Origin of the sequence: Pseudomonas graminis, from assembly GCF_013201545.1 — a bacterium.
GTDB lineage: Bacteria > Pseudomonadota > Gammaproteobacteria > Pseudomonadales > Pseudomonadaceae > Aquipseudomonas.
The window spans coordinates 3,922,852-3,946,149 of record NZ_CP053746.1 but is presented as its reverse complement, the minus strand read 5'-3'; the positions used below and the strand labels follow the sequence as shown (position 1 = coordinate 3,946,149).

General features: G+C 60.1%; 18 protein-coding genes and 1 pseudogene. 2 read left to right on the top strand and 17 right to left on the bottom strand.

What is annotated here, in order from left to right; genetic code table 11:
• Window positions 1–63 precede the first annotated feature (63 nt).
• Complete coding sequence (locus tag FX982_RS17675) at window positions 64–1,422, bottom strand: MFS transporter (protein ID WP_216843190.1); 1,359 nt, start codon at window positions 1,420–1,422, stop codon at window positions 64–66.
• A 422-nt stretch (window positions 1,423–1,844) separates the two neighbouring features.
• Between FX982_RS17675 and FX982_RS17670 the strand changes: the two are divergent.
• A pseudogene (locus tag FX982_RS17670) lies at window positions 1,845–1,922 on the top strand (type II toxin-antitoxin system HicA family toxin); the annotation flags it as partial.
• A gap of 83 nt (window positions 1,923–2,005) precedes the next feature.
• Window positions 2,006–2,365 (top strand): type II toxin-antitoxin system HicB family antitoxin, encoded by a 360-nt coding sequence (locus FX982_RS17665; RefSeq protein ID WP_254074935.1) that lies wholly within the window; start codon window positions 2,006–2,008, stop codon window positions 2,363–2,365.
• A 91-nt stretch (window positions 2,366–2,456) separates the two neighbouring features.
• Here the strand turns inward: FX982_RS17665 and FX982_RS17660 are convergent, their stop codons facing one another.
• From FX982_RS17660 to tssA, 16 genes are all read right to left on the bottom strand, one after another.
• Window positions 2,457–3,479, bottom strand: coding sequence for a serine/threonine-protein kinase (locus tag FX982_RS17660; RefSeq protein ID WP_172611818.1), 1,023 nt, complete (start codon window positions 3,477–3,479; stop codon window positions 2,457–2,459).
• Window positions 3,476–4,204, bottom strand: a complete 729-nt coding sequence (locus FX982_RS17655) for a PP2C family protein-serine/threonine phosphatase (RefSeq protein ID WP_172611817.1) — start codon at window positions 4,202–4,204, stop codon at window positions 3,476–3,478. Before FX982_RS17655 ends, FX982_RS17660 begins: the two co-directional genes overlap by 4 nt.
• Window positions 4,204–7,728 (bottom strand): type VI secretion system membrane subunit TssM, encoded by a 3,525-nt coding sequence (gene tssM, locus FX982_RS17650; protein ID WP_172611816.1) that lies wholly within the window; start codon window positions 7,726–7,728, stop codon window positions 4,204–4,206. The genes FX982_RS17655 and tssM overlap by 1 nt, the downstream gene beginning before the upstream one ends.
• Window positions 7,729–7,741: 13 nt before the next feature.
• A complete protein-coding gene (gene icmH, locus FX982_RS17645) occupies window positions 7,742–8,629 on the bottom strand; it encodes a type IVB secretion system protein IcmH/DotU (RefSeq protein ID WP_172611815.1) in 888 nt (295 codons plus the stop codon).
• A 5-nt stretch (window positions 8,630–8,634) separates the two neighbouring features.
• Window positions 8,635–9,966 (bottom strand): type VI secretion system baseplate subunit TssK, encoded by a 1,332-nt coding sequence (tssK, locus tag FX982_RS17640; protein ID WP_172611814.1) that lies wholly within the window; start codon window positions 9,964–9,966, stop codon window positions 8,635–8,637.
• Entirely contained in the window at window positions 9,963–10,469 is a 507-nt protein-coding gene (gene tssJ / locus FX982_RS17635; protein WP_172611813.1) for a type VI secretion system lipoprotein TssJ, read from the bottom strand. Before tssJ ends, tssK begins: the two co-directional genes overlap by 4 nt.
• 5 nt (window positions 10,470–10,474) lie before the next feature.
• On the bottom strand, window positions 10,475–11,686 hold the full coding sequence (gene tagH, locus FX982_RS17630; RefSeq protein WP_172611812.1) for a type VI secretion system-associated FHA domain protein TagH: 1,212 nt from the start codon (window positions 11,684–11,686) through the stop codon (window positions 10,475–10,477).
• 17 nt (window positions 11,687–11,703) lie between these two features.
• Window positions 11,704–11,844 (bottom strand): type VI secretion protein, encoded by a 141-nt coding sequence (locus FX982_RS17625; RefSeq protein ID WP_172611811.1) that lies wholly within the window; start codon window positions 11,842–11,844, stop codon window positions 11,704–11,706.
• Between the two features lie 78 nt (window positions 11,845–11,922).
• Window positions 11,923–13,440, bottom strand: a complete 1,518-nt coding sequence (locus FX982_RS17620; protein WP_172611810.1) for a sigma-54 interaction domain-containing protein — start codon at window positions 13,438–13,440, stop codon at window positions 11,923–11,925.
• Between the two features lie 10 nt (window positions 13,441–13,450).
• The gene (tssH, locus tag FX982_RS17615) at window positions 13,451–16,099 is read right to left on the bottom strand and encodes a type VI secretion system ATPase TssH (RefSeq protein ID WP_172611809.1); all 2,649 of its coding nucleotides are present in this window, start codon (window positions 16,097–16,099) and stop codon (window positions 13,451–13,453) included.
• A complete protein-coding gene (gene tssG / locus FX982_RS17610) occupies window positions 16,099–17,118 on the bottom strand; it encodes a type VI secretion system baseplate subunit TssG (RefSeq protein ID WP_172611808.1) in 1,020 nt (339 codons plus the stop codon). The genes tssH and tssG overlap by 1 nt, the downstream gene beginning before the upstream one ends.
• Window positions 17,082–18,869, bottom strand: a complete 1,788-nt coding sequence (tssF, locus tag FX982_RS17605) for a type VI secretion system baseplate subunit TssF (protein ID WP_172611807.1) — start codon at window positions 18,867–18,869, stop codon at window positions 17,082–17,084. The genes tssG and tssF overlap by 37 nt, the downstream gene beginning before the upstream one ends.
• A 110-nt stretch (window positions 18,870–18,979) precedes the next feature.
• Window positions 18,980–19,399 carry a type VI secretion system baseplate subunit TssE gene (gene tssE, locus FX982_RS17600; RefSeq protein ID WP_172611806.1) on the bottom strand — a complete coding sequence of 140 codons (420 nt, stop codon included), beginning with the start codon at window positions 19,397–19,399 and terminating at the stop codon, window positions 18,980–18,982.
• Window positions 19,400–19,412: 13 nt separating this feature from the next.
• A complete protein-coding gene (gene tssC / locus FX982_RS17595; protein ID WP_172611805.1) occupies window positions 19,413–20,888 on the bottom strand; it encodes a type VI secretion system contractile sheath large subunit in 1,476 nt (491 codons plus the stop codon).
• 26 nt (window positions 20,889–20,914) lie between these two features.
• The gene (gene tssB / locus FX982_RS17590) at window positions 20,915–21,418 is read right to left on the bottom strand and encodes a type VI secretion system contractile sheath small subunit (RefSeq protein WP_172611804.1); all 504 of its coding nucleotides are present in this window, start codon (window positions 21,416–21,418) and stop codon (window positions 20,915–20,917) included.
• 31 nt (window positions 21,419–21,449) lie between these two features.
• The gene (gene tssA / locus FX982_RS17585; protein ID WP_172611803.1) at window positions 21,450–23,006 is read right to left on the bottom strand and encodes a type VI secretion system protein TssA; all 1,557 of its coding nucleotides are present in this window, start codon (window positions 23,004–23,006) and stop codon (window positions 21,450–21,452) included.
• Window positions 23,007–23,298 lie beyond the last annotated feature (292 nt).

The following is a 23,298-nucleotide window of genomic DNA, read 5'->3' as shown; positions in this document are numbered from 1 at the left end:
CATTGAGACACGCGGCGTGGCAGTCGACCGTTGCATGACTCTCGCGCCGCGCGGCCACCGGAATCAGCTTACGTTTTTGTTCGGGTCCTCGGCATGGGCCCAACGATAATCCAGACGCGGCGCGAACACTTTGATCCGGCGCTTGATCTTGATCAGGATCGGGTCATGCACGGGCTCCGGATCTTTCAGGAAGACGGTCAGCACGGCACTCAGCGCGTACAGCCCGCAAAAGGCCCAGACCACGCCTTCTATCCCGTAACTGTCATTGAAGATCGCGACCACCGCCGGGCCCACCCATGTCGACGCCCCTGCCCCGAGGCTCAACACCGACAATGCAGCGGCCTTGTTGTTCGGCGCCAGTGCGGGTGCGAGCGCCGAGAGCGGCACGAAACACGCCAATGTCAGGCCGTAGAAGGCGCCGAAGATCGAGGCGATCAGAAAGTCGTGGGGAAACGCCTGCGGCATGAAGAAGAACAACGGGGTGCTGATCGTGCTGCCCACCGCGCCAAACCACAGGATCGTGTTGCGATAACCGATCTTCGTGCTGATCACGCTAGAGCCCAGATTACCGATGATGTTGAACACGAAGACGATGGTCAGCAGGCGCAGCCATTCTTCGAGGGTGAAGCCGACGGTGTGCATAAAGAATCCGGGCATGACCACCAGAAAACCGAACATCGACGAGGTGTTGATCACCCGAACGATCCCGGCCAGCGACACTTTGGGGCGCGTCCACATGATGGTGATGTTCTTGGCCATCGACACGAGCGGCCGCTCACCCTCGGGCGCCAGCCGACGCATGCCATGGGCTTCACGCATCCCGATCAGACCAATCGCGCCGCCGACGACCACCAGTGCAAAGGACAGCCAGAAGGTCTGCAATGCGCCGATCAGCGGGATAGCGACACTTGCCACCAGAGAGCCCAGCATCGGCAGGCCCGCCGCGTAAGCCACCCAGAACCAGCCCACGGCCATGCCCATTTTGCGAGAGGGCGTGGAAGCGGCGATCCATACCAGAAAGCCATAAGCGAACAATGGGTAGCCGAAGCCGCGCAGGCCGTAGGTCAACAGAATCATTGAGTAGCTCAGGTCCTGCAGTCCGTAGATCAGGAAGAGCACCTCAAACACGCTCCAGATGATTAATCCCAGGAACATCACCCGTTTCGGGCCCCAGATGTTGGAGAGTGCGCCGGCAAGCCAGGATGAAATCCCGACCGTGACGCCATAGAGGGTGAAGATCATGGCGACTTCATCGCCAGGCATGCCGCGTTCACTGAGAAAGGGCGAAAGGTAGCCGAGTTCTACGCCATCGCCGATCATGAAGATCAGTAGGCCGACAAAGCCCCAGAACATGGGATAGGGAATGCCTACTTTGTCGCAGAATCGTGAGAGTGGAGTGTTCGGAGTGGATTGATCGCTCAATTTTCCGTTCCTTTTTGATGCAGGACGCTTGGGCGCGCCGATGAGTGGCCTCGATGAGGTTGAAAGGCAGAGGGGGTGGCACAGATTTCCGCTTCGGGCAGCGAGCAAAACAGGCTTGATGGGTAGCGCGCGGGGTCGGACGTGCAGCGGCTATCGTCGACCCATTAATCTATGTTTTTCTAGATTTTCGAGCCCGTAGCCCGCTTTTTATGCCAGATGAAACGATTAATCACAACCGGACACCGGTGCTACAGGTGCGACAACGTGCCCGGTTGTATCGCCTGAGGAGCATAGGGGCCGGGGGATAAGCCAGTGCCATTTGTGGATAAAAATAAATACATCTTTTTTGCAGGAAGGGCTCTGTTTCGGCATTCTTGGCGATGTTTCGCCATCATGTTTACACGCATCCGTGCAGCCGTAACGCAATCCCGGTCCCACACCCGAAGAAGGACCTTCCCATCGGAACGATCAAAAGCATCAGGAGGCGGGCATGTCTATAACCTCTGGCACCCAATTAATCCCAATGCGGGAGCGCACCATGCAATATCCAATCGCCATTGAGTGAGGCGACGACACGACAGCCATCGGCATACAGATTCCGGACATTCCCGGCGCGGTGACGGCTGGCGACACGTTTGAAGAGGCTTACAACGCGGCGGTCGAAATTGCCCACATCTGCCTTGAAGAGCTGGTTGCCGACGGTCACCCCGTGCCCATGCCGTCGTCTGCTCGGGCTTATCACGGTCATGACGACTTCGTAAACATGGGCTGGGGTATGGTCGAGATCGACATTACCCCTTATCTGGGCAAGACCGAGAAGGTCAATGTCACCTTGCCGGGATTCGTCATACAGCGGATCGACCGTTATGTTCGCGACCACAACGTCAAAAGCCGATCTTCGTTCCTGGCGGATGCGGCGCTGGAAAAACTCGGGCGGATTTAAGCCACAGGTGGCCGCGACAACTCCACGAGCTCTTGGCAGGACCGGCTTCAGCCGGGAAGGCGCTGGGTCTGACACCGCACCAGTGACAGCCTCACCAGGGCTTGCGGATTTTTCCGCCCCACGGCCATGACGATGGGGAGGTGAAGGCGTGACGCATCTGCCCGGCCGTTATCGCGCGTGCACCGGCGTCAAAAGCGAGCGCCGTTTGCAAGGCCGGCCAGCAAGGGTTGGGTAAACAGGCTGGCACCCGCAACCCGCAATCGAGATGCTTATCACGGGCCTGGGTCGAAGTCAGGTGGCGAAAGGGATGTTTGCCGCTCGCAAGCTCGTAGATCACACACGCCACGGCGTAGATGTCAGTGCGTGCCGTGAGCGAGTGATGTTCAAGCAGTTCCGGTGCGGCGTAACCCGGTGTCCAGGCGTTAAAACGCTCGCGGCTCAGGTGTGGCAGACCGGACAGGATGCCCTCCTCGGCTTGGCCGAGCCCAAAGTCGAACAGCCGCACGCCCTCTTCACTGAGCATGATGTTGCTGGGTTTGATGTCACCGTGAACGACGCCGCGAGCGTGGGCGTAGGCCAGGGCGTCCAACAGCGGCAGAACGATCTCCCGCAGTTCTTTCCACGGCAGTCCCAGCGGCCGCTCGCAGAGCATTTTGTCCAGCGTCAGGCCTCGCATGAGTTCCATGGTGATGAAGGCCCGCTGGCATGAGGTGTCGACGTGAAACCCATGCACACGCAGCACGTTGTCATGGCGCAGGTATCGGGTCAGGCAGAACTCGCTGTAGAGCACCGCGCTGGCGTCCGGCGACTCGACGAAGTCTGGGTTGAGGACTTTGAGCGCGACGTAAGGATCGGGATCTCCGTATTGCTCGGCCAGCAGATCGCGCGCGCGGTAGACCGCGCCCATACCGCCGGCACCGAGCAGGCGCTCGATGCGATAACGATTCGCCAGAATATCGGGCATTGCGCTCAGTCCGGCTGAAGTGAGCACCCGAGCCGGTTCAGGTTTTTCAGAGGGGGTGAAGGCGAAATAGGTGAGGTCGGCAGGCGGTTCATCGCGGGGAGAATCAATCACTGCCTGCCCGTCCGGGTTCGAGTGCACGGGATTGGTCATCCGCGAATCACCACGGCAGTCAGGTTATCCCGGGCGGCGCCGCGCAACGCGTCATCGAACAGACGCTTGAGCGCTGTTTCCGGCACCGCATGGTTCAGCGCGTGGCCCAATGCATCACTGCTCAACCCTTGGTACAGACCGTCGCTGCACAGCAAGAAGGCATCGCCCGAAAACACCTCAAGTTCCAGCACCTCCAGCGTCAGTTGCTCGGCAGCGCCCACTGCGCGGGTCAAGGCGTGCGCGCCGGGATGGGCCTGGGCCTGCCGAGCATTCATCTGTTGTTCGTCGATCAATTGCTGTTGCAGCGAGTGGTCCCGGGACAGCTGATACAAGCGCTGACCGCGCCACAAATAGCAGCGGCTATCACCCGCCCAGACGCACGCCGCCCGGTTTTCCTCTGCCAGGAGCGCAACCACGGTGCTGCCGATGATGTTGTCGTGTCGGCCTGCGCTGACAGTCAGCTCCTGGCCCAATCGACGGTTCAGCCAGTGCAGGCATTGTCGAATGCGGATGAGCCGGTCATCGAAATCTCCATGGACGGGTAGCTCCGCCAGACTGGCGACGATCATCTGGCTGGCGATATCACCTGCCTGATGCCCGCCCATGCCATCGGCGACCACCCACAGTCCCTGCTCGGGACGCGCCAGAAACGCATCTTCGTTGCGTGTCCGGACCTTGCCGCTGTGGGTCCGGGCAGCGCTGCGCCAAGGGCCGGCAATCGCCATCACAGTTGTGCCGGCATGCGGAAGCTGCGCAGCACGGTCATGTCGAATGGGTTTGGCGAGCGCTGACTGGTCAACAGGTAGCTGGCCCGCAGCCCGCCGACATCGGCCTTCAGCACCAGCACGTCGCGACCGGTCAACTCCTCCCGCTGCAGCGAATCCAGCAAACGGAACAGCGACCACGGCCCCGTGCTTTCTTCGATGCCCAAAGGTCGGCCAACCATTCTGTCGAGCACCAGACTTGTTCGACCGGCCTCGGCGTCCGTGGGCCACTTGAAGGACACCGGAACGATCGGGCCATGCCGATATTCGAGGGTTTTGTCACCCAGCTTGAATTCGGAACGACTGACCGACGGGTCCAAGGTGTGAGGCTCGAGCTTGAACTGCACTTGAGGCTCGCCCGGATTGTCCGCGAAAAACCCCTGCCGGATGATCCGGGCCGCATTCATCTGCTCGAGGTACGCCCGGGAGATCGGCAGGCTTTGTCCGTCGATACTGCGCAGACGATGACTGCCCTTCTCGCCACCCACGAACGGCCGTAGGAATCCGTCGAAGAAGCGGTCGGCAACACCCTGAACCTTGAAGAACTCGCGAAAATCACTGAGCGCGACATCGCTGGCACTGTCGGCTTTGAACGGGTAGCGCTTGCTGATCGCCCTGGCGTAAAAACCGTACACCTCACTCTGGTAGTGCTGGTTCACGTGCTGATAGGCGTCGCGAAGGACCAGCCGCCATGCGTCCTCGGCCAGGGTGTTGAACCACGCGCTTACCGGAGGCGGCAGGCGAGAGGATGCACCGCGCACACTGCTCAAGGCATCACGCTGGCCGCCCATGCGTGACTTGGCCATGTCAAATGCCGCCTGCTCGGGGGAACTGGCTCGACCGAGGCTGGCCATCTGCATTTGCAGCTCGTTGAGTGCGGCCAGAACGGGGGTCAGATCTGCGGCCGGGCCGTCCTTGTCGTCAAGCAGGCGGTGCAATGGATCGAAACGGTTCTGCAGTGATTTGCGTGCGGTAACCGGTACCGATGCACTCAGCGCTGCAGAGGCTTTACCGGATGCGGCGATTGCCAGTTTGGCCGCCTTCGCGCCCGTTTCCGCGAGCTGCGCGGTGGTATCGACAGCGTTTGTCAGCGCAACAACAGGCGTTAAACGGGTGTTCTCTCGAACCTCCCTAAGCAGGTTGATTACTGGAGAATGAGCCGACGTCAGGCTGGCCAGCTGTTCCGCACTGTCGGCAAAATCGAAAGGCCCGGGCAGCTCGACCGCGCTGACCGCTTCGCCCCAGCAATCGGCGTAATCGCGAAAATAGAGCTGTTCCAGTTCGACCATCAGGCGCCGCATGTCCATGTCGCTGAGGTCAGTGCCTTCGCCCAGTACCCAATTGTCCCGCAGGATATCGGTCACCACCCGGGAGCCTTGCACCGAGAAATACTGCTCGTAGCCGTGTCGGGTGTAGAACCCCGGTATCACATAATCGGCACCGACGAACAGCCCCGCCTTCGGGCCGAGGTGCTGGTCAAAACTGTAGTCCGGCAAGGCATCCGCCTGCTCACGCAGCATCCGGTAGATGACGTTCGCCAGAGACTCACCGCGCAGCACCTGCCGTGCCTGTGCCACGCGTTGATCATTGAGGCCGTGGACGAAGGGCAGCTTCAGTAATCGTTCGAAGTGGCTGTTCAGACTGTTTTGCACGGCGAAGTTGCCGGGGTACAGCTCAGACCAGTCAGCGGCGACCCGCTCCTTGAGCCAGGCCGCATCGCGCCGGTCTTTCAAGCCCAGCATCAAATAGGCCCGCAGGCTTTTGAGCAAACCTTCGCGGTTCTCCAGGTTGGCGGCAATCTGTCCCTCCAGCATCATCGCCACCTGGGGCAAGAGCAGCCGTTCCAGCTCGCGCTCGTAGGCAGTTGCGACGACTGGACTGACCACCTCACCTTGATAAAGGCCACCACGCACCTGGTAACCAACGCCCCCTTTGTCGGAGAAGACCTGCGTCGCCGCATAGCGGGTATCCAAAGCTTTCAGCGTTGCGAGCAGGTCATTCGGGGCCGTGTTCGCCGACCGTTGCTCGGCCCGGATTCTGGCAAGCGCACTCACACTGTCGAGCCTTTCATAGTTGCCGGAAAAGCTCACGGCCCAGAGCGTGCCGAACAACGCCAGCGACGCCAACGCCCCCACATACAGCGCGCGCTGTGCCCAATGGATACGGCGGCGCTCGCGCATGTCCAGGCCTGCAAGGTCCGCCTCCGGAAAGATGACTCTGCTGAGCAGGTGGTTGATGAATCGGGATCGCCCGCTGCCCAATGTCGGCCGCGTATCTGTGCTGAGACCCGACCCCATACCCTTGCCGACAACGGACACGTGCATGTCCTGATCAAGGTGCGCTGCGCTGGTGAGGTAGAAGCCCCGCAGCTGGCTGGCCGACTGATAGCGATTGCCTGTGAACGCCAGTTCTACGAACACGCATACGCGCTCGCCGATGCGACTGAGTTGATGAGGGAAATCCAGAATGCTGCCACGGCGCGAAGCATCACGCTCTTGATGAATGCGAGTGATGACCTGACTGTTCAACCGAACCAACAGTTCGGCGAACTCGTTGCGCAGTACGTCGGCATCGGTGCCGCTCTGGCCTTTCCGGAAACTGGTACCCAGGACCTGATCGCTTTCCTCACGGGTCAGTTGATCGAAAAACACGTCGAAGCCCGCAAGGCTGTCGGCCTTGCTCAGCACCAGATAGACCGGCACCTCCAGGTGCAGCTTTTGACGCAGCTCCTGCAAACGCGCACGCACCTGTCCGGCGAGGGTCTCGAGTTCGGGGTCACTGGCGTGGAGCAGCGTGTCGACCGGGAGGGTGACGAGTACACCGTTCAGAGGACGTTTGCGGCGATATTTGCCCAGCAGGCCCAGCAACGTGCACCAGGCGCTGCGGTCGATGTCGGCGCTCGGCTGGGTCAGGTACCGCCCTGCGGTGTCGACGAGTACGGCGTTGTTGGCAAAATACCAATCGCAGTGGCGAGTGCCCCGGGTGTCTCGGGTGAGCTTGCGCTCGACGCTGTTCAGCGGAAACTCGAGCCCTGAAAAGTCCAGCAGGCTGGTCTTGCCGCTGCCTTCGGGCCCGATCAGCAGGTACCACGGCAGCTCGGTGCGCCAGTGCTCACTGCGGCCGCGATACAGGCTCGAGGTCTTCAGGGTTTTCAGCGCGTCCTTGAAACGCGTCGTCAGTTCAGCCTGCTCCTCATCGATCTGATCGTCGCGCAGGATGCGTGCCTGACCCTCTTCACTGCCTTCGACCGCCGTCTTGCGCTCCCCGGCGCGCCAGCTGACATAGACCATCGCAAGGCCCCAGAGCAGGAACAGCGAACTGATGGTCAACAGCCGAGAGGTTGAACCCTCCCAGAACTTTCGGTCGTCAACCGCCAGGGCCGGCCCGAAGAACCAGATCATCAGCGCCACGAGCAATACCAACAGCAGCGTCCACACCCACGTCTGACGCAAAAGCGCGCCGGTTTTCTTGAAAAGGTTTTTCATCACACGTCTCTGTTTACGGCTGGGGCTGGGGCTGCGATCGGGGGTGAACGGCAAGCTGATCAGACGGCTGATAGGGCTGCAGAACGGCATTGCGGTGCTCACGCAGCACCCAGGCGAAGCCCGAATACATCACAACCAGACAGACCAGGGTGAAGCCCACCACCATCCAGGTGGGCACGATGCGAACAAGGCTGCGGCGCTGATTGCTCAGGCCTTCCCAATGGGGTGACAGCTCGCGAGGCGCATCACCCCGCAGCTGGCGAATTTGCCGGTAAACCGCGTCGCGAATGTTTTCGAGTTCCTGCACCCCACGGGTCTGCACCCGGTAGCGGCCCTCGAACCCCAGAGACAGGCATAGGTACATCAGCTCCAGCATCGGCAGGTGCTTGACCGGGTTTTTCGAGAGCCGATCCAGCAGCTGAAAGAATTTCTCACCACCGAAGGTTTCCTGGTGAAACCGGCTCAGCAGGCTCATCTGCGACCACTCGCTTTCATTGCCCCAGCCGCTTGTTACCACGGCCTCATCCAGCGCAGTACAGAGCACATAGCGGGCGCCAGCGACCTGACTGCTCTCGGCGCCATTGTGCAGCGCGCGCGCTTCAAAGGTTTTCAGCACGTGCGCCAGATGCCCATGGAGCGCGCTCATGTCCTGGGGGATATCACCGCTCTTGAGCCGGACCACTTCGGACAGCAACTCCGATGCAGCTGCCACCAGCGGGTTCATGCCGACATTGAACGTCTGCGCCGGTTGCAGGCGCGCGGCGTAGACCATGCGTTCTTCCAGTTGCTCGAAGCGCGGCGGCGGCGTGGAATCCGTCATCGGCCTGGACGCCGGGCCATGGCCGTGCCGGCTGACCAGGACGGTTTTGTCGTCCTGGCGGTAGTCGTTATTCTTGATCATGGCGGTCAGTTCCTGATGGCCCAGAAATTGAGCTCAAGCTCGGCGAACTCACCGGACACATGGAACGCGAAACCGCCGGAACGCTCGAGCTGCTCCAGGTCTTCGGAGCTGAGCTCGAGGACGAAGTAGGTTTTTTTCGAATGGAACGCAATCTGCCGCGGGGCCACGGGTAACGGGGTGAGTTTGATTCCGGGCAGGTGCAGGTTCACCAACTGGCGGATTCGTTCCACCGGTGCAACCTTGAAGTGCGCGGGCAGACGATGGCGCAGTTCCTCGGCGTCACAATGGGCACTCGCCGCCACTACAAAAGACGCCGAACCCAGCAGCGTGCGATCGTGCAGCGGCGAGACCGTGATGCCGTATTGGCGCGGCTGCAGCACCAGCTCAATGGCGTGTTGTTCCAGCACCATCGACAGCATGTGCCGAAGCGCTTCCATCACCTTGCGAAAGCACTCCCCTTGATTGCTGTGCCGATAGCGGCTGTCCAGCCGCGGGCGCTTGCTGTCACTCGAGAAGGTCGCCAGATCAGCCAGCAGCGTCAGCAGCGCGCGATAGAGTTCTTCCGGATGCACATGCTCGAGGCCGAGGTAGTGACGCAGCAGCAATTCGGCACGATTGATCAGCTGAAGCATCATGAAATCGCCCACTTCCGTGCCGGCTACCGTGCCACTCGAGCGAATACGCTCCGCAATGCTGTCGCCCCGGTGACTGAGCATGCTGATGACTTCCTTCAGGCACGAAAGCAGATAGCTGGAAGCGTGGGACTGGAGGTAGGTCGGTATGAAATCCGGAGCAAGGCTGACCACGCCGTCAGGGCTAGTGTCGAGCACCTCGCAGATTTTCAGCTTCACGTACGCGTGATCGCTCTGCTGTTCGCCCAGCAGCAATCTGAAATCCGGACGACCGCAACTGACCTGACACGCTGCGTCATCGCCCGCGTTTGAATCGGCGACTTGCGCTTCATAGGCGGTGTAACGGGCCAGCACGTCGGACTGTTCCGGTCGCCGCGCCTCCACCAGATTGCCAGTGACCAACGGCAACGCCAGGTAAACAGGCGTGTTGCAGGTATTGGGCGGTATGTCGAGCGCCAACGACTCCGTATTGCCGATCAGTTCGAACAGGCTGCCGTCCGGGAAGATACCGGAAGCATGGCTAATCACCAGTTTGCCCATGTTGAGAAACTGCAGGTCGATCTCCAGCGTAAGGAATCCCCAGGCGTAGCCACCCATTAACCGAGTGCGCATTTTCAGCTGGTGGTCGTAATAGCGGTCGTTGTGTTGGAAATGCTGAGGGCGCAGCAACATGCCCTCCTGCCAGATGACTTTGTCGGCATTCATGGCTGGTCAACCGCCTCGGCGAGCTCTTGGCGTGAGGGGTGAATGCCGCTGTCGTCAAGGGTCAGGTCCACTTCGGTAGCGGTTTGCGGCGCGAGGTAAAGCGTGGAGCGCCACGAGCTTTGTGACAGGTCGCGGTACGCTGCGACCACGCCGACGTAGCGACTGCCCTTCTGCACACTGAGCTTGAGCTCGACTGTTTCGCCCGGACGCAGCTCAAGCTCCTCGGTGGCGACCATGTCCGGGGCCAGGGACTCTTTGGCCCGTTCATACAGGCTGAAAAAGTCAGCATTCTCGAAGGCTACCGCATGCTTGAGTTCGTACAGCCGCACCACAATCGGTGACGGACGGCCATTCAGATCGGGATTCAGCTGATCACTGGCCGTGAGCCTGAGATTGAGTTTGGTCAGGTGTGAAAACGGCGAAAACGTCGAACAACCTGCCAGCATCAGCAGGGCCATCAACGCAGTCAGCGTGTGTGGAAATACAGTTGAGCGGCGAAACATGGGCTTCATCCCCGGTGATCCGTGTGGAGGGTGGAAATCAGACGAATTTGCTCTTCATAGGCGTGGGCGAAGTCTCGCGCCAGCAGGCGCTCGCTCCAGTCATTGTCCTGACGCAACGCCTGGTGATAACGGCCAAATGCTCTCCAGCGACTGCCGGAGGTTACGAGCAGTGGCGGGTTGTCGCGCTCGAACCGCAGGGTGAGTTGCTCCGGAGAAAAATGCTCCAGCGTCGCGCGAATGGCTGCGCGACTGGCGGCCAGCAGGGCCACCTGGTGCGCCTGCACGTCATGGAATGCTCGAGTGACCGCGACCTCAGCCGGTAACTGCCCGGGCTTGCCAGGTCGCAACAACGCCGACAGCGCTTCGCCGGCATCGACAGCTGATTTCAGCGGGTTGCGCTGAGCGCCCGGCACGCTGGTCTGGGAAAGTCGCAATTCATTTTTCAGCTCGCTCCGCGTGTGCAGGTTTTGCTGGAGCCCGCCGACACACTGCCTGAGTAAACGACCGGCATTGAGCGCCAGCGCTTCCCGGGCATCCTGGTCAAGCTCATCGAATTCGATGCCCAGCGCTTCGGCAAACCGGGTCCAGAAATCATCGTTCTGGCGCTCGACTTCAAACGCTGCGGACGTGGGTGCTGCAGGCGCCGCGGGTTGTGCTGCTGGATCTGCAACCAGCTCGGGTACGCGCAGGCTGTCCATATCCACCCGGGCATAGTCAGCGCGTTGTTGGCCGTCCTTGATGACGGCACCTGGCGAAATCAGCTCGTCGATGTACGAGTGGACGCGCTCCTGCTGGTCGAGCGCAGTCAGCGGGTCGAGGTCCAGAAACGAGTCGTCCGGGATGATGCTGCCGGCCGCCTGCGCACGGCCCACGACACCGTCAACGCAGGCCGGGTCCCCCATGAGTCGCGCACGCAGGTCGAAATCGCCCAGTACATACCGGCTACCGTGCTCGATGCGCACGGCCTGGCCCTTGGGCAGCCGCGCCCCGCTCTCCCCACTCAGTACGCCGTTGCTGCTGGTGTCGGTGAGAAAATAGCCGCCATCGCAGTAGCTGATCGTGACGTGGTGGTGGGACACGTGCCGATTGTGGTCGGGAATGACCCAATCACAGTCGGCGCCACGTCCGATCACGCCACCCGCCTGCCTGAAGGTCTTCTGGCACAGGTCCGCCGGCACGAATTGCCGGGCACTCTGCATTTCAAAAACCAGTTCCATGGTGATGCTCCTTACGGTCAGTTACCGCGGTTGACCGCCTGCGGATCACCCAGAGGGCGATAGGTGTTGTCGTTGAACGAGTAATTGCCGCTGCAACCCGACAGGCCACAGAGAAGAACAAGGGTCAGCAGAACGGCTTGCCGGTGACGAGCAAACATCAGGGGATCTCCAGAAGTGAGCGCAAGGCTCCGACAGTGGGCGCTATGGAAAGCGAGCAGGGAACCGGGCGGTTTGTCTTACGCATTGACGTCACCCAGATTGATGTTGAGGCGTCCAAGGCGGTACAGCAGCGTGCGCCTGGGCAGGCCAAGCTCACGCGCCGACAGGCTCTGATTGCCTTGGTTTTTGCGCAGGCAGTCGAGCAGCAAGGCGCGCTCGACCTGCTCAAGGCGTTCGCGCAGGTCCAGGCGGGCTCGTTTAGGCACAACGTCCGCGCGCAGGGTGAAATGCTCGGCAAGCAATTCGCCGTCTTCACACAGCAGAACGGCGCGCTCGACCAGCCCCTTGAGCTCGCGCACGTTGCCGGGAAAGGCATAACCGGACAAATGATCGAGTGCTGCGTCGGACCAGCACAAAGCGTCCCTTTGTAGAAATGCGCAGGCCCTGTCGGCAAAATGACGGGCCAGATCAACGATGTCATCGCCGCGCTGGCGCAGGGCGGGCAGCTCGATGGGGAATTGCGAGAGGCGGTAGTAGAGGTCCTCGCGAAACGTGCCCTCACTGACCATTGCTGCCAAATCCCGGTGGGTTGCTGCCAGGATGCGCACGTCTATTTTGTGCGTGTCGTTGGAACCCAGTGGGCGGATTTCTCCCTCCTGGAGTACGCGCAGAAGCTTGGCCTGCAGCGACATCGGCATGTCGCCGACTTCATCGAGCAAGAGGGTGCCGCCGTTGGCTGCGTCGAAGAGTCCGGCGCGATTGCGCAGAGCCCCCGTGAATGCCCCCTTGCAATAGCCGAACAACTCGCTTTCCAGCAGGCTTTCGGGCAGTGCCGCGCAGTTCTGCACGATAAAGGGCTGGGAGCGGCGCGGACCATAGTCATGGATGGCACGGGCCACCACTTCCTTGCCGGTGCCCGTCTCCCCGCGCAGCAGAACGGTGTAGGGGCTGTGCAGGACTTTGCTGATCATCGAACAGGTCTGACGCATTGGCGCGCTTTTGCCGATCAATCCGTAGGCGCTGATGCTTGGCACGCTGATGCGCACCGGATGCGAATCATCGACGCGTCGTCTCAAGCGGTGGAGCAGGTGCAGTTGACTCAGCACGAACGCGCCCAGTCGGCCAAGGGAGTCGGCAAAGGCCTGTAGCTCAAGGTGTCGACTGCTTGCGCAAACGAGCAAGCCTTCGACCGTCTGTTGCTCGTTGACGATAGGTACACACAGCAGCGACTGCCAGGGCGCCGCCCTGGTCGGCAGGAAGCTGGTTTCGTGGAGGCTGCCTGGCAAATCGGCAATGCACACAATGCGGTTCTGGCACAACGCAAACTGCAGCAGTTGATCGCCGTTGTAATCGGCTGGGAGGCTGTGTGCCCCACGGGGTTGCACGCTGCCCTCAAGACACTCGGCAGTCATGCCCAAACTCGTGTGTGTCGCGTCGAGCAGATAAAGCTGGGTCAGCTCGCACCCGCTCAACTCGGCAAGTCCGACCACAAGGCCGCCCAGCAGTGCAGCATCGTCTGCAGCACGTGCGAGGCGAGTGAACTGCTCCAGCAACACTTCGGCATAGGCCAGCGGCTGTGGCACCTGTAGGAACATGGCACCCATCTCAGGCAAACTCGCAGGTCACGGCGCCGCCATGATCAAGCGTTGCGTGCACCGATGTGAGACGTTGGCCTGCGGCCATGGCGTCGAGCAGCCGGTCAGCCACCTGCGGCAGAACGTGAAGCTCCAGCAAGTGGTCGATCAGACGTGCGCCGCTGTCGCCCTGGCTGCAGCGTTCAAACAGTTGATCGACCAGCGCCTCGGAAAAGGTGAACGCCAACTGACGGCCGTTCAAACGCTCACCGAGACCTTTCAGTTTGATCTCGATCAGCTCACGCAGCACCGACCCGCTCACCGGGTAGTACGGGACGACGCGCATGCGTGCGAGCAGCGCCGGTTTGAAATGTCGCGCGAGAACCGGAAGGAGATGCTCCTCAAGCACCTGCGCAGAGGGACGCGCGCCGTCGGCGCAGAGGTGGCTGATGAGGTCGCTTCCAAGGTTCGAGGTCATCAGGATCAGCGTGTTGCGGAAGTTGATCTCCCGCCCTTCCCCATCGTTGGCCACGCCCTTGTCGAAGATTTGATAGAACAGGTTCAGAACGTCCGGGTCAGCCTTTTCGACTTCGTCGAGCAGGACCACGGAATACGGCCTCTGCCGCACCGCTTCGGTGAGCATGCCGCCCTCGCCATAACCGACATAACCCGGTGGCGCGCCAATCAGACGCGAGACGGTGTGCTTCTCCTGAAACTCGGACATGTTAATGGTGGTGATGAACCGCTGGCCGCCGTACAGCAAGTCGGCGAGGGCCAGCGCTGTCTCGGTCTTGCCGACCCCGCTCGGTCCGACCAACAGGAATACGCCGACCGGTGCGTCAGTTTTGTTCAGGCCGGCAGCAGTCGCGCGCATTGAACGATCAAGGGCGTGAACAGCTGGCTCCTGACCCCGAATGCGGGCGCGCAGGTCAGTGGCAAAGCTGGCGACCCTGGCGTTGTGCTCCCGCGCCAATTGCGCCAAGGGGACGCCGGTCCAGGCACTGATCACTTCGGCAACAAGCCGAGGGCAGACTTCGAAGCTCACCAGCCGTTCTGTGGCCTGGGCCTGAGTCAAAGCGCGGTGAGTCTCGTTGAGCTCGACTTGCAGGTCTTCGATACTTTGCGCTTGATCGATGGACCGGTTTTCGATCGCAGCACCTTCGGTACCTTCCGCAACGGTAACGTTCTGTTCACCTTTTGCCCGATCACGCGCTAGCGCCAGTCGCTGACGCAGATCGAGCAGTTGCTTGGCCAACCCTTTCTGTTCGGACCAGAGAGATTCGAGAGCACGGCTTTCTTCGTCCGCAGCGCGCAGACGGTCTTCCAGCGCATTCAGTGCGGGAAGATCAATGGGCAAACCGGCTTCTGCGTCGCGTCGCAACGCATGACGCTGACGGCTGCCTTCAGCCCGTTCGCTGCGCAGACGCTCAAGACTTCGCGGCGCGGCAGCGAGGCTGATGCGGACGCGGGCGCACGCCGTGTCGAGCACATCAACGGCTTTGTCCGGCAACTGCCGGCCAGCCAGATAGCGAGCAGACAACTCGGCGGCGGCCACCACTGCATCGTCACGCAAATAGATGCCGTGGCTTCGCTCGTAGACCTGCGCGAGGCCACGGAGAATAGTCACCGCTTCATCAACGGTCGGTTCGAGCAGCTGCACTGGCTGAAAGCGACGGGCGAGCGCCGGGTCTTTTTCAAAATACTTTTTGTACTCGGACCAGGTGGTCGCAGCAATGGTGCGCAGTTCACCGCGCGCCAGTGCCGGCTTGAGCAGATTGGCTGCATCGGAACCACCTGCCTCACCCCCGGCCCCGATCAGGGTGTGGGCCTCGTCGATGAACAAAATGATCGGCTTGGGCGACGCTTTGACCTCGTCGATCACTCCCTTGAGGCGACGCTCAAACTCCCCTTTGACGCTGGCGCCGGCCTGCAGCAGGCCCATGTCCAGCGACAGCAGCTCAACGCCCTTTATTGCATGGGGCACTTCACCGGCGGCAATGCGCGACGCCAGCCCCTCAACGATCGCCGTCTTCCCAACGCCGGCCTCACCCACGACAATCGGGTTGTTTTTCCGCCGTCGAGCGAGAATATCCACCATTTGCCGAATGGCCTCGTCACGGCACAGCACCGGATCGAGTTTGCCGTCTCGCGCTTGTTGGGTGAGGTTATGGGTGAAGCGCGCCAGCAATGACTCGTCGGCCGCACCGGGCTTCGTCCTGTCGGAATGCTCCCGCTGCGACAAGGCGAAAGCTTTCAATCGCTCCGTATTCAGGCGGGCCAGCAGTGCCTGATACCGGCTGCCTGCGTAACGCATGGGGTTGCGCAACAGCGCGAGCACTAACGCACCCTGCTCAACCTGGGTCTGGCCCAATTCGAGGTTGGACACCAGCAGAGCGTCCTGCAACCACTGCACCAGTTCCGGCGCGAATACCGGGTTGCGTGACGCGCTGTTTTCCACCCGCATCTGCAGCGCCGCGCGGAATTCACCCGCGTCCACATCGGCATCCTGCAGCGCTCGAGAAAGCAGGCCCTGCGGGCGCTCCAGCAAGCACAGCAAAAGATCTTCGACAAGGACCTTGCTGCCGCCGCGTCCCACACAGCGTTCAGCGGCGTGCTCCAGGTCGCGACGGCTTTCGCCGTCGAGGGCCTGAATAAGTTGTTGCAGGTTGACGTTACTCATTATCCGGCTGTCCTTATTGATTTGCTGGCCAGGGTCACCACGCCGTCCGCGCGTTCGCGGCCCAGCCAACTGGTCCATCCCAGGCGACACGCGTTCTGCTCGGCCAGGCGCAGTTCGCGAATTTCGTCCTGACGCAGCGCCAGGCGAACGTCGTAATCAAGCGGGTCACGCAGCGTGAATCGCACCAATGCGCACAGCGGCTGGTAACCCGCGCCAATCGGCAGGAACTCGTGAAAACGCTGCCAGCCAAGCTCTCGAATATGAATGCGGAACTTGCCACTGCGGTCGCGAACGTGTTCGCCAAGCACCAGGTCCTCGCCTAGCTGGCTGTTGGCTTGGCCAAGACTGTTGCGCTGCTCTTCGAGAATTTCCACGCGACGCTCCATGCATTGCTCGATCGTCAGTTCTGCGTGTTTGAAGTAGTAACGCAGCACCGCCTCGATCAGCGCTGCCGAATGCGCGCGCAAGCTGAGCAAACCGAGGTACGGCAGCAGTCGCTTCCAGTTCAGCTCTCGTGCACTTCGAATGTCCTCGCTGCCCAGTCCGATCAACGCGAACAACTGCGAAGAAAACGGATCGATCGCGCCGCTTTCAAAACGCGCGCGGTAGCGATATTTTTTCCAGATCGGCAGCATCAGCCGATGCAGGCGATGGTGAAACAGATCGAGAAACTGGCGAGTGGGATTGCCCGACTCGCTGTCACCCAGGGCTTGCTCGCTGTAGAACGCCGGCAAGGGTGATCCAGACCCGACAAGCCCCAGCAGGTTGAAGCGCAGGCGTGCACGCATCAGCCCGGATTCTTCAAAAAACTCCACACAGTCCACATCACTGCCTGGGAAGCCCAGGCTCGGGTTGGCCTGGAATTCCAGCTGGTCGTACAAGTCGTCATCGTTCAGATGCGGCTGTGCAGTGCGCAGTCGCTCGATGACCAGCAAAACGGCCTGAAACAGCGAGTATTCGCGTATACCTTGGGTCAGCCCGCTCAAAGCAGGGGCTGCAGGCCCATACGGGGTGTCCATTGGTACACCTCTCCCTGTGTGCTTTTTACGCGCAGTTCGTGATACGAATTGAGGCTGGCGTAAAGCGCGAAAAATTCGTTGAGAACAGAGGCGAACACGAACACATCGCCCTCCCCGATATAGCCCTGCGGATCGATGGTCAGTTCGGTGCGCAACCCGCGTACCGGCAACCCTCTGTGCAGCCGGTCGACATGCTGATGCCGGATCGACTTGAGTCCGCCCAGCAGGCGCTCACTGACCTTTGCGGCGTGCGGGTCGTAATAGCGCGGCAGGTCGTATGTTTCGAGGATCACCTTCAACGCGTTGACGTCGGCGAGGGACAGGTAGTTGAGCGACATGTTGCTGATCAACTTCCAGAGGAAGTCCTGATTCAGCGGCGGCGCATAACACGGTGTGCCCGGGGTGATGTTGCGGAAGGTCAGAAATTCCGGCGTCTGTTCGCAGGCAATGCAGATGTCACCCAACTTGAGCTTGCGCGGCAAATTCTGGTTGGTGCACATCATCTCGATCGACAGCGTTTCTGATGTTTCAATGGGACGCATGCCAAAGCTCAGGTAGGTGTCGAGGCCATCGTGAAGCGATGACGAACGCTGGCGAATGCTGTAATGCGGTTGGCGGTCAGGCACATCGAAACTAGGGTCATGTTCGAACGATTCGAACGGCACGTACGTCTCGTAACCCAAGCCGCCGGGCTTCCAGCCGATCACGGATTCGACCGAAAACACGCCGCAGTTTTCCGGGGCGTAGAGCGCCGGCATCAGCAGGTACTCGTCCTGTTTGCCCTCAAGGCGGATAGGCGTGGCATCGTGATTGAACAGGTTCACGATCGGCGTGCAATGCAGCTTCACGTTTTCCAGCGTGGGACGCAGACGCTGGACGTCGCTTTTGCGAATGTCGAAACGCAATTCAAGGCCGCGCACATGCTTGAGCGTGTCTTCTGGCAATGCGGCAAGCAGGTCGAGACCGGTCACGTCGACGAACAGGAACTTGTCCTGAAAGGCGAAGTACTCCTGCAAATAGCGATAACCGCGGAAGGTATTCAGCGGATATGGAATCAACGCTTCGTCCTCGGCAAAACCCACGGGCTGGATACGATCGCCAGGCATTCTGAACGCCAAGGGCGTGCCGTTGACGCCGTGCAGGGGGTTGCCGTCCGAGCCCAGCGGTACCAGCTCGACACACTCCAGATTACGCAGCAGGCTTAGATAGAGCATCTGGCTTATGTAGCGCTCGCCAGCAAAATGCAGCCGCAACCGGCTCAACTCCAACTCGCCAAAATGGCCTTCGCCATTTACTTCCAGACGCAAGCTCAACAGCGAGCCATCCCCCTTGACCGAATACGTCAGCGCGACCAGACCCAGCGCCTGGACGTCGGTTGGATAGCAGGTACGGAAGCGACACTGCACGCCATCGATCGGCACACTGTCCACCGGCGTATTGCGCTCGACCCTCAGCGCAGGCGCGGCTAGCTTCAACGGGTCAAACTGGAGAATGCTGAAGGCCGGCAGCGGTTGCATGTAGTTGGGCCAGAGAAGCTGCATCAGCGAATGAGTGAGCTCAGGCAGCTCGTCATCGAGCTTCTGGCGCAGGCGTCCGGTCAGAAAGGCAAAACCTTCCAGCAACCGCTCCACGTCCGGATCCCGACCGGCCTGCCCCAGAAAAGGCGCCAATGCCGGGCTACGCTCGGCGAATCGACGACCTAACTGGCGAAGTGCGGTGAGTTCGCTTTGGTAGTAGTGATTAAAGGACATGGTTTTACCTTCGAGCGGAGCTGTTTGATTCAAGAGTGCGCGTTGCGGAAAACTGCCTGCTGGCGCCTTATGACGTCAGGTGCAACCAAGAGCGGCGGGATTTCCCGACATCAGGCTTTCCTGTGATTGACCTGTACCTGACCGCCACCCTCCACGCGTGCGGCGAAAGTGACCTGACCCTTGAAACCCTGAACCTGCAGCAGCCCTTCGATACGGAAGGCGAGCCGAAGCTGATCGCCGTCATGGGGCAGTGCGGTGACCTGGACACGACTCAGGCGTGGCTCGTAGGTTTCGATGAAGACTTCAATGGCGAGCCGCGCCTTCGTTAAAGCGTCATGAAGGCTCAAGCTCATGTCATTGAGATCCGGTAGCCCGTAGTCGGAAAGCGTCTGAACACTGCCCGCCCGCGTACTAAGCATCTTGGCCAGATGGGCGGCCACCGAAGCCGTGGCAGAGTCTTCGGGGCTCCAGCCGACGCGCTTGCCTGCGTCGCCACCCAGGCGTTCGAAAAGGGTGCCGTATCCAGTCATGGGTTGTATCCCTTCACTCTTTGTCCAGCTTGCCCACCAGCGACAGGGTGAAATCGGCCCCCATGTACTTGAAGTGCGGGCGCACGTTCAGGCTGACGCGGTACCAGCCGGGCTCGCCCTCCACATCACTGACGATGATCTGCGCGGCACGCAGCGGACGACGACCACGGACTTCCGCGCTCGGATTTTCCTGGTCGGCTACGTACTGGCGAATCCACTTGTTCAATTCCAGTTCGAGGTCGGTGCGTTCTTTCCACGAACCCAGCTGCTCGCGTTGCAGGACTTTCAAATAGTGAGCAAGACGGTTAACGATCATCATGTACGGCAGCTGTGTGCCGAGCTTGTAGTTCAGCTCCGCCGCCTTGCCTTCCGCGCTCGTGCCAAAAAACTTCGGCTTTTGTACCGAGCTGGCGGAGAAGAACGCCGCATTGTCTGAGCCCTTGCGCATGGTCAGCGAGATGAACCCCTCCTCCGCCAACTCGTATTCACGACGATCGCTCACCAATACTTCGGTGGGGATCTTGGTTTCGATTTCACCCATGCTCTCGAAGTGGTGCAGAGGCAGGTCTTCGACCGCGCCACCGCTCTGCGGGCCGATGATGTTCGGGCACCAGCGGAACTTGGCGAAGCTGTCGGTCAGCTTGGTACCGAAAGCGTACGCCGTGTTGCCCCACAGATAGTGCTCATGGCTGTTGGCAACGGTTTCCTTGTAGACGAACGACTTGACCGGGTTCTCTTTCGGGTCGTACGGATTGCGCAGCAGGAAACGCGGCACTGTCAGACCAACGTAACGGGCGTCTTCCGACTGGCGGAAACTCTGCCATTTGGCGAACTGCGGGCCTTCGAAGTGATCCTTCAGATCTTTCAGGTCTGGCAAGCCCGTGAAGCTTTCCAGGCCAAAGAACCTGGGGCCAGCAGCGGCAATGAACGGCGCATGAGACATGCAGGCAACGCTGGAGACGTACTGCATCAGCTTCACGTCTGGCGAGCTCGGGGACATGAAGTAGTTGGCGATGATCGCCCCTACCGGCTGCCCACCGAACTGACCGTACTCGGCGGTGTAGATATGCTTGTAGAGCCCGGCCTGCATGACGTCGGGTGAAGCTTCGAAATCTTCCAGCAAGTCCTCTTTGGATACGTTGAGGATTTCGATCTTGATGTTCTCGCGGAAGTCGGTCCGTTCTACCAGCAACCGCAGTCCACGCCAGGACGACTCCAGAGACTGGAAGGCCGGGTGGTGCAGAATCTCATCCATCTGGCGGCCGAGCTTGGCGTCGATCTCGGCAATCATGCGGTCAACCATTGCCTTCTTGACCGGCTCACCCGCGTTTTGCGGTTTGAGCAGCTCTTCGATAAACGCCGACACGCCGCGCTTGGCGATGCCATAGGCATCCTCATCTCGAGGCAGACGGGTTTCGGCGATGATGCTGTCGAGAATGCTGAGCTCGCCGGACGCTCTGCTCTGCTGCTGCGATGGTGTCGTACTCATGATATTGGCTCCTTGGCGGGATGGACTCAGGTGTCCTGGGCGGCGGCATTCAAACCGAGCTCGCCGAGCACGCGACCGCGGGACTCGTCATCGGCGAGGACACTTTCGATGGCTTTGCGAAAAGCGGGCGCGTTACCCAACGGTCCTTTAAGCGCCACCAGGGCGTCGCGCAGTTCCATGAGTTTTTTCAGTTCGGGTACCTGGTCCACCAGCGAGGCGGGATTGAAGTCCTTCATCGATTTGACGTGCAGTTGCACCGCCAACTCTTCATTGCCTTCACCCTCTTGCAGACGGTTCGGCACGCTCAGCGTGAGGCTCAGATCCTGCTTGGCCAGCACCTCGTCAAACGTCATCTTGTCGATGCTGATGGGCTTGCGCTCTTCAACTTTTCGCTCGTCTTTACGCAGGGTGTAATCACCGATGGCGAGGAGCTTCAGCGGCAGCTCGATCTCTTCCTGCGCACCACCCGTCGCGGGCTTGAACGTGACATTGATGCGTTCTTTGGGCGCTACCGATCCTTCTTTGGCCATGGCCGTTCTCCTGTTATTAAGGCTCTGAGGCCTATTCAAGTAAGACTTCGAGGTCGAGGTGGCACAGCCTGCGATACACCTCTTCCTTGCGCTGCCGGGCTCCGTGATCCTGAGGCAGCAACTCGAAACAGCTGTGCAAGAGATGCAACACTTCCAGCGCAAGCTCAGGCTCCCAGGCATCGATGCCTGAGTCCTGCAGGGTTTTGTCGAGGGTTTCGAGTTTGGTCTTGGCGAGTTCGTATTTCCTGGCGGTCAAGCACAGCCGGGCAAGAGCTAACTGCCAAAAAAATCGTGCGCGACCGCCTTGGGCGCTGTGCATGCCTTGCTTGAGAAATTGCACCCCCGCTCTGAGGCCATCCTTGCGCAACACCGACGACGCGTTTTCCAAGGCAAACTCCCAGACAGGTTGCGTGTCAGCCATTTCTACTTTGCGGGGGGCGCTGGCGGCCTGCAGGCGAGGCATGACGCTAGCGGTGATCCAGGCCCGGGTTGCCTGATCCGCAAAAGGCGCGCCGTCGTGAAAACGCAGTTCGATGACACCCGGTAATCGTTGAATCAACTGAGCAAAGTGAAGTTCTACCTCTCGCATTGCTGTCTCAGCGCTCATCCCTTGCAGGCACTCCCAGACCATTCGCTGGCCATCGAACCAGAACGGCGCCTTTGCCAGGCTCGCCTCCAGCTCAAGGAGCAAATCGGCGTAGCTGCCGTGATCATATTTGTCCTGATAGCCCTTGAGCTTGTCTGCGGGAAGTCCACGAAGCGCAGTGATTTGGTCTGAGTTGCGCTCTGGCAGCGTCTCGATTGGTAACCAAAGCATTGTGCGATTGAGGCGCAACGCGCGCAGGTCGCAAGGTTTCTGACTGAGCCACCAGGCACACAACGCACGCGCGCGCTCCTGCTGGAGACGCAAGGACTTGTGGGCGTCTCTCTCATCGCTGATCACTGCCGATGGGGCGAATAACTGGGTAGCAGCCTGCTTGACCTGCTGTACAGCCGCGCCAACGGCCCCGGTGTTCGGCAGGTTGTCGGTCGCCCGCTGGGCCATGTTCTTCAAGCGGCGGGAGATCGGCAGGAGCAAGGGCGCGTCATCGCCCATGTGCTGTGTAAATACCGCATCAAGGTCTTCAAGAATTTCAACGAGGCGACTGAATAGCGGTGATTGCTCATCGACCGAAACGTTATCGTTGAGCACCTGCTCAATACGGGGAATCAGCCAACCCATGGCTGCGGAACGCGTGCGGGCTTTGGCGGGATGAACTTCGGCCCAATGATGCACGCAAAGATGGTGAAGAAGTTCAAGTCCTGCCAACAGCCCATGAAACGACTCACGCTGATATAACGCCCAGGCAAGCCATGCCCCAACGCGTAGATCTTTGGACAGGTTGCGGAGCAGGTTTTCACATTGATCGCGCACTTTTAGCCAGTCGAGCTGACCTTGTACATGCATGGATTGAGCTTTATTCAGCTCGCTCTCCAGCGCTTCGTATTCATTTGAAAATCGAACGTCTTCGCCCGCAAAGCTCCCGACGGAAATAGGGGCGTGAGCGACTTCAAGATAATGAGCGGAGAGCTGGCTTGAATAGGACATGCATAATCTTCGATATAAAACCCCGTCAATGCAGCGAATAAAGCTGCTGATGTAACGGAATTATTTTAGAAACTGCTGCCGGGTTGATATGTAACAAAACGTCTACCCTTCTGAGGCCGTAGATAATACTCAGCGTGTTTATCACTATCAAGCCATCCATGAACGCGATAATTCCATATGCTCCGTAGGAAATATCCACAAACTTCACAGTTATCGTTGAGTTCCAGCGATCCGGCTTCCTGATCACTAGCGCGTAAAGCTAAATATAAGAGTAGTCAAAGAGAGCTCCACG